Here is an 8,445-nt window from a genome sequence, read left to right on the forward strand (position 1 = left end):
CACCCGGCGTCGGTGGCCGTGCACCGGGCGTCGGTGGCCGTGCAGGATCGGTGGCCGTGCAGGATCGGTGAGCATGCAGGATCGGTGACCGCGCAGGATCGGTGACCGCGCAGGATCGGTGACGCCGGCGGCCGAGACCGCTTCAGCCCCGGTACGCCTCCAGCAGGCGCAGCCACACCTCGCTGATCGTCGGGTACGACGGGACCGCGTGCCACAGCCGGTCGACGGGGACGCGGCCGGCGACGGCGACGGTCGCCGAGTGGAGCAGTTCGCCGACGCCGGGGCCGACGAAGGTGACGCCGCGCAGGATCCGTTCGTCGAGGTCGACCACCATGCGGGCGCGGCCCCGGTACCCCTCGCCGTACAGCCCGGCACCGGCGACCGACGACATGTCGACGTCGACGGCGCGGACCCGGTGCCCGGCCTGTTCGGCCTCCGCGAGGGAGAGCCCGACGGCGGCGGCCTCGGGGTCGGTGAAGACGACCTGGGGGACGGCGTCGTGGTCGGCGGTTGCGGCGTGCGGGCCCCACGGCTCGGGTGCGCCGGCGGCGGTGCCCGCGGCCCGGGCGCCGATCGTGTCGCCCGCGATCCGGGCCTGGTACTTGCCCTGGTGGGTGAGGAGGGCGCGGTGGTTGGCGTCGCCGCACGCGTACAGCCAGTCGGTGCCCTCGACCCGCAGGGTGTCGTCGACCGTGAGCCAGGAGCCCGGCTCAAGACCGACGGTCTCCAGGCCGATGTCGTCGGTGCGCGGGACGCGCCCGGTGGCGAACAGGATCTCGTCGGCCTCGATGTGCTCGCCGGTGCCGGTGACGGCGACGACCGTGCCGTCCTTACGGGTCACGGACCGCACGGAGGTACCGGTGCGCACGTCGGCGCCCGCCTCGGTGAGCGCGTCGGCGACGAGTTCACCGGCGAAGGGTTCCATGCGGGGCAGCAGCCCGTCGCCGCGCACCAGCACGGTGACCTGGGAGCCGAGGGCCTGGAAGGCGGTGGCCATCTCGGTGGCGACGACACCGCCGCCGACCACGATCAGCCGCCCCGGCACCTTCTCGGCGCTGGTCGCCTCACGGCTGGTCCACGGCCTGACCTCGTCGAGACCGGGCAGGTCGGGCAGTCGGGCGCCGGTCCCGGTGCACACGGCGACGGCGTGCCGGGCGGTCAGCGTCGTGCGCGCGCCGTCCGGACCGGTGACCGTCACGGTGCGCGGGCCCGCGAGGCGGCCGTGGCCGCGATGGAGGTCCGCTCCGATGCCCTCCAGCCATCCGACCTGGCCGTCGTCGTGCCAGTGCGAGGTGTACTCGTCCCGGCGGGCGAGGACCGCGCCGGCGTCCAGCGGTCCCTGGACGGCCTGGCTCAGCCCGGGCAGGCGGCGGGCGTCGGCGCGGGCGATGACCGGGCGCAGCAGGGCCTTGCTCGGCATGCAGGCCCAGTACGAGCACTCGCCGCCGACGAGTTCGCTCTCCACGATGGCGGTGGTCAGGCCTGCCGCGCGGGTGCGGTCGGCGACGTTCTCGCCGACCGGCCCGGCGCCGAGCACGACGACGTCGTACGTGATGGTTTCCGTTTCCGTCATGGGCCCAGTGTGGTGGGTGGTGTGCCCGCAGGCCACACGGGTACGCGCGCGGAACAGTGCGTTGCGCGCGCGGAATAGCCCGTAGGGTCGGCCGTGTTGTGCGGACGGCTCAACCCGACACCAGGAAGAGGGATCACGCCATGAGCAGCACCGTGGAGCTCACCAAGGACAACTTCGACCAGACGGTCACGGAGAACGAGTTCGTTCTCATCGACTTCTGGGCGTCCTGGTGCGGGCCGTGCCGTTCGTTCGCGCCCGTCTACGAGAAGGCGGCCACCGACAACCCGGACCTGGTGTTCGGCAAGGTGGACACGGAGGCGCAGCCGGAGCTGGCGGCGGCCTTCGGGATCCAGTCCATCCCTACGCTGATGATCGTCCGTGACCAGGTGGCCGTGTTCGCGCAGCCGGGCGCGCTGCCCGAGGCGGCTCTGGCGGATGTGATCGGCCAGGCCCGCAAGCTGGACATGGACGAGGTCCGCAAGGCGGTCGCCGAGCAGCAGGGGCAGGCGGGCGAGTAGGCGCGGGCGAAGTCGTCCCGGCGAGCACGACGCAAGACGGCGGGCGGGGCCCCATCCCGGTGCGGGAGGGGCCCCGCCGCCGTTGTCCGACGCCGTCGTCTCGTTGCCTGACGTCGTCGTCTCCTTATCTGACGTCGTCATCTCGTCGTCTGACGCCGTCGTCTCGTCGTCTGACGCCGTCGTCTCGTCGTCTGACGCCGTTGGCCGGCGTCGGCCGCCGGGGGCCTGCCGTCGGCTGCGGCCGGTGTCCGTCGTCTCCCCGCCTTCGGGGTCGGCCGTGGGCTGCCGTCGCCGGCCGGGTCAGCTGGACTCGCGGTGGATCACCGTCGCGCCCAGTACCGTGTGCCGCTCGGGTGCGCCGCCGGGATCGCGTACGGCGCGGTCGACCAGGGCGGCCAGGTCACGGCCCGCGGGCAGGTCGATGTGCACGGTGCTCAGCCGGGGCCGCAGCAGTCTTCCCAGCATCAGGTCGTCGGCGCCGATGACGGCCGCCTCCTCGGGGATGCGCAGGCCCTCGTCCTGCAGGGCGCGCATCAGGAGCATGGCGTACTCGTCGTTGTAGGCGAAGACCCCGTCCAGGCCGAGCGGGCGCCAGCGGGCGGCGAGACGGGCCGCGGACTCCTCGTCGTAGCCGAGGGGCAGTTCGGTGACGGTGGCGTCGGTGCCGTGCAGGGCCCGGCGTACGCCCTCCAGGCGCGGTCCGGAGAACACGTCGAGGCCGCGTTCCTCGGGCACGACCACCCCGATGCGGCGGCGGCCGCGGGCGTGCAGGTGGGCGCCCGCGCTGTGGCCGACGCTGTGGTGGTCCATGAGCAGGGCGTGGGCGCCGTCGACGGCTTCGGGGCCGAGGGTGACGACGGCGCGGGCGCCGGAGCGCCGGAGCACGGCGACTCCCTCGGGGCCGATCCCGGAGCCGGGCACCAGGACGGCGACCGGCCGTAACTCGGCCCAGGCCCGGGCGGCCTCTTCCCCGCGCAGGCCGATGCTGCCGTGCTGCACGACGGTGTAGTCGAGGCGGCCCAGCGCCCCCTGGAGTTCGTTGATGAACCCGCTCAGCAGCGGCCCCACGGGGACGGCCGGTGCGGGCATCAGGACGATGCGGCTGTGCCCCGCGCGCAGGCTGCGCGCGGCGGCGTGGGGCACGTACCCGAGTTCCTCGGCGGCCGCGCGCACCCGCCGGCGGGTGGCCTCGCTGATCCGTACGGCGCTGGTGTTGTTCAGGACGTAGGAGACGGTCGCCCGCGAGACACCCGCCAGGCGGGCCACATCGGCACTCGTGGGGGTGGAGTGCGGCGGTGCGGGCGTCGATGCGGGCGCGGCGGGTTTCGGTATCTGCACCATGACGTACCGCATCTTGGCAGAAGCGGGCAGGGGCCGGTCGTGCGGGGGAAGCATCCCGGCCGGGCCCGGTTCCGGAGTTCCGGAGTTCCGGAGTTCCGGAGCCATGGATAAACGCGTACGGGACCCGGAGCCCAGGGAAAACGCGTACGCAGCGAACGCATTCGCCACGAACACATTCGCTACGAACTTGTTCGTGACGAACGCGTTCGTTACAGTCGAGGCATGACAGCACGCTCCAGCGCTTCCGCACGCAGCCGTCGCGAACGCCCGGCCAAGCCCGCCCTGACCAAGGAGGGCATCGTCGCCGCCGCCCTCGCCGTACTGCGCGCCGAAGGGCTGGAGAAGGTGACCATGCGGCGCCTGGCCCAGGAACTCGACACCGGACCGGCCTCCCTGTACGTGTACGTCCGCAACACCGCCGAACTGCACGCGGCCGTCCTGGACGAGCTGCTGGGCACGGTCGAGGCGGCCCCCCGGCGGAGCACGGGCGACTGGCGCGAGCGGCTGGAGCAGGTACTCACGGCGTACACCGCGATGCTCCACGGCCACCCGAGTCTCGCCCGCTCCGCGCTCACGGCCCGGCCCAGCGGCCCGCACTACCTGAACCTCATCGAGACGCTGCTCGGCCTGCTCGACGAGGGCGGTGTGCCGCCCGCGCAGGCGGCGTGGGGCGTCGACCTGCTGCTGCAGCACGCCACGGCCACGGCGGCCGAGCACTCGGCGCACGAGCGACCGGCCGGGGGCCAGGCCGAGTGGGACGCCCTCACCCGGGCGCTGCACGGCGCCTCGGACCGCACCCACCCGCACATCGCCGCCCTCGCCGGCCCCCTGCTCTCCGGGACCCCCGAGGAGCGCCTTTCCTGGCACATCCGGGCCCTGATCAACGGCATCGAGCGCACTGCGGTCCCCGCCTGACCGGCCGGCCGGCCGAGTGATCGGAAGGCTGGCCGACCGGCCGACCGGCCGACCGGAACACGTCCCCCTTGCTGCTGTGATCGCCCTCCCCCGCACCGACCGAGGAGCACTCCCGTGTCCATGACGCAGTCCCACCACCCCATCGCCGTGATCGGCGCCGGACTCGGCGGCCTCACGCTGGCCCGCGTGCTGCGGGTGCACGGCATCGAGGCGGCGGTCTTCGACCTCGACGCCTCCCCCGCCGCGCGCGCCCAGGGCGGCATGCTCGACATCCATGAGGACTCCGGCCAGGTGGCCCTGCGAGCCGCCGGACTGTACGACCGGTTCCGGGAACTGGTGCTGCCCGGCGGCCAGGCCACGCGGGTGCTGGACCGGCACGCCGTGGTCCGGCTGGACGAGCCGGACGACGGCAGCGGGGGCCGGCCCGAGATCGACCGGGGCGACCTGCGCGACCTGCTGCTCGGCTCGCTGCCCGAGGACACCGTCCGCTGGGGCGCGAAGGTCACCGGGGCACGCCCGCTGGGCGGCGGCCGGCACGAGGTGACGCTCGCCGACGGCACGGTGTTCACCACCGACCTGCTGGTCGGCGCGGACGGCGCGTGGTCGCGGGTGCGTCCCCTCCTCTCCGCGGCGCGGCCCGCCTACACCGGTGTGTCGTTCGTCGAGGCGGACCTCCTGGAGGCCGATCTGCGCCACCCGGTCGCCGCCGAGGTGGTGGGGGGCGGGTTCTTCTTCGCGCTGGGGGCGGGCCGGGGCTTCCTCGCGCACCGCGAGACGGACGGCAGCCTGCACGTGTACGTGGCCGTCGAGGCGGCCGAGGAGTGGCTCGACGGCATCGACTTCACCGACACGGAGGCGGCCGAGGAACGTGTTCTCGAACACTTCGACGGCTGGGACAAGAGCCTGCGGTCACTGGTCGCCGATGCCGACGGACCGCTGGTGCCCCGGCGGATCCACGCACTGCCCGTGGGCCACCGCTGGGACCGCGTGCCCGGGGTGACGCTGCTGGGCGACGCCGCGCATCTGATGTCCCCGTTCGCGGGCGAGGGCGCCAACCTGGCCATGCTCGACGGCGCCGAACTGGCCGGATTCCTCGCCGCCCGGCCCGATGACGTCGAGGCCGCGCTGAGCGCGTACGAGGAGCGGCTGTTCCCGCGCAGCGCGGCGTCGGCGGCGGAGTCGGCGCGCAGCGCGGCCCTGCTGTTCCGCGAGGACGCGCCCCTGGGGCTGCTGGAGATGTTCACGGCCCACGACTGAGCACCCCGGCTCGGGGCAACGGCTCGGCACCACGGCCACGACCGGGTCGCCGGTCGTGGCCCTCGGGCGGGAGGCGGGCTCAGCAGGGCTGCCGAGTGCTGGTCAGTCGCTCGACGAGGTCGTACCAGCCGGCCTGGAGCCGTTCCATCGGCATCTGGCACTGCCGGGTGAGGTGGTGGATCAGCGCGGCTTCCAGGTAGCCCATCAGCGCCTGCGCGAGGAGTTCGACGTCCGCTTCGGGGACCGCCTGGCGCAGCAGCATCACCACATGGGCGTGGCGCACCCGGCGGGCCGGTACGAGGAAACGGCGGTCGGGACACGGTTCGGCGGCGAGCTGCAGTTCCAGGTCGTCGGCGGCGCGGCGCAGCGCGGCGCAGCCGAAGGCCCGCAGCCGCTCGACGGGCGGCGCACCCGGGCCGAGGGGGGCGGGGCCGCTCAGGAAGGACGCCTGGAACTTCTTCTCGGAGTGGTCCAGCAGGGCCGTCAGCAGGCCGGTGCGGTCGCCGAAGCGGCGGAAGACGGTCCCCTTGCCCACCTGGGCGGCCGCCGCCACCGCCTCCATCGTGACTCCGGCCGCGCCGTGCTCCGCCACCAGGCGGGCCGCGGCGTCCAGCAGCCGGGCGCGGTTGCGCGCCGCGTCCGCACGCAGGCAGGGTTCGTCCGAACCGGCGCCCAGTTCGAGCAACACCGGCTTGTCTTGGGGCTCTTGAGGCGTGGGAAAGGGCGGCAGAGCGCTGGACATGAAGACAGCGTAAAGCATCCGGAACAAAACTGGACCGCGGTCCGGTTAACCTGGTAGAAAATTAAACGGACCTCGGTCCGGATGGTTACGGCAGTGTTTCCCCCCTTGGAGTCCCCCATGTCTGTTCGCATCCTCGCGCTCGTCGGCAGCCTGCGCGCCGGCTCGCACAACCGTCAGCTCGCCGAGGCTGCCGCGAAGCTCGCCCCGGAGGGCGCCGAGGTCCAGGTCTTCGAGGGCCTGGCCGACGTCCCCTTCTACAACGAGGACCTCGACGTCGAGGGCAGCGCACCGGCCGCCGCCGTCAAGCTGCGTGAGGCCGCCCAGGCCGCCGACGCCTTCCTGCTCTTCTCCCCCGAGTACAACGGCACCATCCCGGCCGTCCTGAAGAACGCCATCGACTGGCTGTCGCGCCCCTACGGCGCGGGCGCCTTCGGCGGCAAGCCGGTCGCCGTCATCGGCACCGCGCTCGGCCAGTACGGCGGCGTGTGGGCGCACGACGACACCCGCAAGGCCGTGGGCATCGCCGGCGGCAAGGTGATCGAGGACATCAAGCTGTCCATCCCGGGCTCCGTGACGCGCTTCACCGAGACCCACCCGGCGGACGACGCCGAGGTCGCCGGCCAGCTGACCGAGGTCGTCGCCCGTCTGCGCGGCCACGCCGACGAGGTCATCGCCGCCTGAGCGAGGCGGACCACCGGGGAGGGCCGGAGCCGGGTCACGCGGGTCACGGCTCCGGCCCTCCTTGTCGAGGGGCCCGGCCCGGGCGGGTACACGGAGGGCGGCGCGTCCACGAACGGGCGTGCCGCCTTACACGTAGCGCGCCCCGGCAAGGAGACGTCATGCACCCGGTCCCGCCCCCCTTCGACCCGGAACTGGCCGCCGCGCTGGAGGAGGCCGGGGAACTGGCCCGGCCCGGACTCACGCCGGCGGACATCGCCGCCGCCCGGCGGAACGAGGACGCGGCCCTGGAACTGCTGGCCGCGCTGGACCTGACGCTGGGCGGCGCCTTCGAGGTGGCGGACCGGACGGTTCCGGGGCCCCCGGGCGCACCCGATGTCTCCCTGCTGGTCTGCCGCCCCGCGGCGGCGGCGCCCGGCACCGCGCGGCCCGTCCTGTACTACGCGCACGGCGGAGGCATGGTCCTCGGCGACCACAGGGTCGGTGTCGACATGGCACTGGGCTGGGCGAAGGAACTGGACGCGGTCGTGGTGTCCGTCGCCTACCGGCTGGCACCTGAGCATCCGCATCCCGCGCCCGTGGAGGACGTGTACGCGGGCCTGCTCTGGACGGCGGAGCACGCCGGGGAACTGGGCGGCGATCCGGAGCGGATCGTGATCGTGGGCGCGAGCGCGGGCGGCGGCCTCACCGCCGCAGCGGCCCTGCTCCTACGGGACCGCGCGGGCCGGCGCACGGTCCCGCGTCCGTGCGCGCAGATGCTGCTGTCCCCGATGCTCGACGACCGCAACGACACCGCGTCCGCCCATCAGATGGCGGGCGCCGGCCTGTGGGACCGCACCGCCAACGAGACGGGGTGGTCGGCGCTGCTGGGCGACCGGCGCGGTGGCCCGCGGGTGTCGCCGTACGCCGCGCCGGCCCGCGCCGAGGACCTTGCCGGTCTGCCCCCGGCCTTCCTCGACGTCGGCTCCGCGGAGACCTTCCGCGACGAGGTCGTCGCCTACGCCTCGCGGATCTGGCGGGCCGGGGGCGTCGCGGAACTCCACGTCTGGCCGGGCGGCTTCCACGGCTTCGACGCTCTCGCCCCGCAAGCGGCCCTGACCCGGTCGGCGCAGGCCGCCCGCCTGGACTGGCTGCGCAGGCTGCTCGCGAAAGGGTGAGGCCGAACCGGCCGGCCGCCTTCCGCCGGCCGGCTCGCGCTCACCCACCGCAGCCCGGGCCCGTACCCGCCGCGCCCGCCGCGCCCGCCGCGCCTCTCGCACCAGTCGCAGCTGTCGTACCTGCCGCACCCGTCGCGCCCGTCGTACCCGCGGTGCCTGTCGTGCCCGCCCCCCGTTATCTTCTTCGCGGTCCTGCAAGAGGGCCGCTGGCCTCCGGGCCCGGCATGACTGTTCCCCCCTGTCGAGTGGATGACCTGGGGGGTG

General features: G+C 74.1%; 8 protein-coding genes. 5 read left to right on the top strand and 3 right to left on the bottom strand.

Annotation, left to right across the window (positions count from 1 at the left end; genetic code table 11):
- Nucleotides 1–142 precede the first annotated feature (142 nt).
- A complete protein-coding gene (locus tag AB0G56_RS02150; RefSeq protein ID WP_360962168.1) occupies nt 143–1,573 on the bottom strand; it encodes an NAD(P)/FAD-dependent oxidoreductase in 1,431 nt (476 codons plus the stop codon).
- A 140-nt stretch (nt 1,574–1,713) separates the two neighbouring features.
- Here AB0G56_RS02150 and trxA point away from each other — a divergent pair, with 140 nt between their 5' ends.
- Entirely contained in the window at nt 1,714–2,091 is a 378-nt protein-coding gene (trxA, locus tag AB0G56_RS02155; RefSeq protein WP_360962171.1) for a thioredoxin, read from the top strand.
- A 300-nt stretch (nt 2,092–2,391) separates the two neighbouring features.
- Here the strand turns inward: trxA and AB0G56_RS02160 are convergent, their stop codons facing one another.
- A complete protein-coding gene (locus AB0G56_RS02160; RefSeq protein ID WP_360962174.1) occupies nt 2,392–3,432 on the bottom strand; it encodes a LacI family DNA-binding transcriptional regulator in 1,041 nt (346 codons plus the stop codon).
- Nucleotides 3,433–3,654: 222 nt separating this feature from the next.
- Here AB0G56_RS02160 and AB0G56_RS02165 point away from each other — a divergent pair, with 222 nt between their 5' ends.
- The gene (locus AB0G56_RS02165) at nt 3,655–4,347 is read left to right on the top strand and encodes a TetR/AcrR family transcriptional regulator C-terminal domain-containing protein (protein ID WP_360962177.1); all 693 of its coding nucleotides are present in this window, start codon (nt 3,655–3,657) and stop codon (nt 4,345–4,347) included.
- A gap of 120 nt (nt 4,348–4,467) precedes the next feature.
- Nucleotides 4,468–5,604: an NAD(P)/FAD-dependent oxidoreductase gene (locus tag AB0G56_RS02170; protein WP_360962258.1), complete on the top strand. Its 1,137-nt coding sequence runs from the start codon at nt 4,468–4,470 to the stop codon at nt 5,602–5,604.
- 79 nt (nt 5,605–5,683) lie between these two features.
- On the opposite strand, the gene AB0G56_RS02175 is transcribed toward AB0G56_RS02170, so the two are convergent.
- Nucleotides 5,684–6,346, bottom strand: coding sequence for a helix-turn-helix domain-containing protein (locus AB0G56_RS02175; protein ID WP_360962179.1), 663 nt, complete (start codon nt 6,344–6,346; stop codon nt 5,684–5,686).
- Nucleotides 6,347–6,463: 117 nt separating this feature from the next.
- Between AB0G56_RS02175 and AB0G56_RS02180 the strand changes: the two genes are divergently transcribed.
- The gene (locus AB0G56_RS02180) at nt 6,464–7,027 is read left to right on the top strand and encodes an NAD(P)H-dependent oxidoreductase (protein WP_360962182.1); all 564 of its coding nucleotides are present in this window, start codon (nt 6,464–6,466) and stop codon (nt 7,025–7,027) included.
- A 158-nt stretch (nt 7,028–7,185) separates the two neighbouring features.
- Nucleotides 7,186–8,181, top strand: coding sequence for an alpha/beta hydrolase fold domain-containing protein (locus AB0G56_RS02185; protein ID WP_360962185.1), 996 nt, complete (start codon nt 7,186–7,188; stop codon nt 8,179–8,181).
- The last annotated feature ends 264 nt before the right edge of the window (nt 8,182–8,445 follow it).

Source organism: Streptomyces sp. NPDC021356 (assembly GCF_040641015.1).
Classification (GTDB): Bacteria; Actinomycetota; Actinomycetes; order Streptomycetales; family Streptomycetaceae; genus Streptomyces.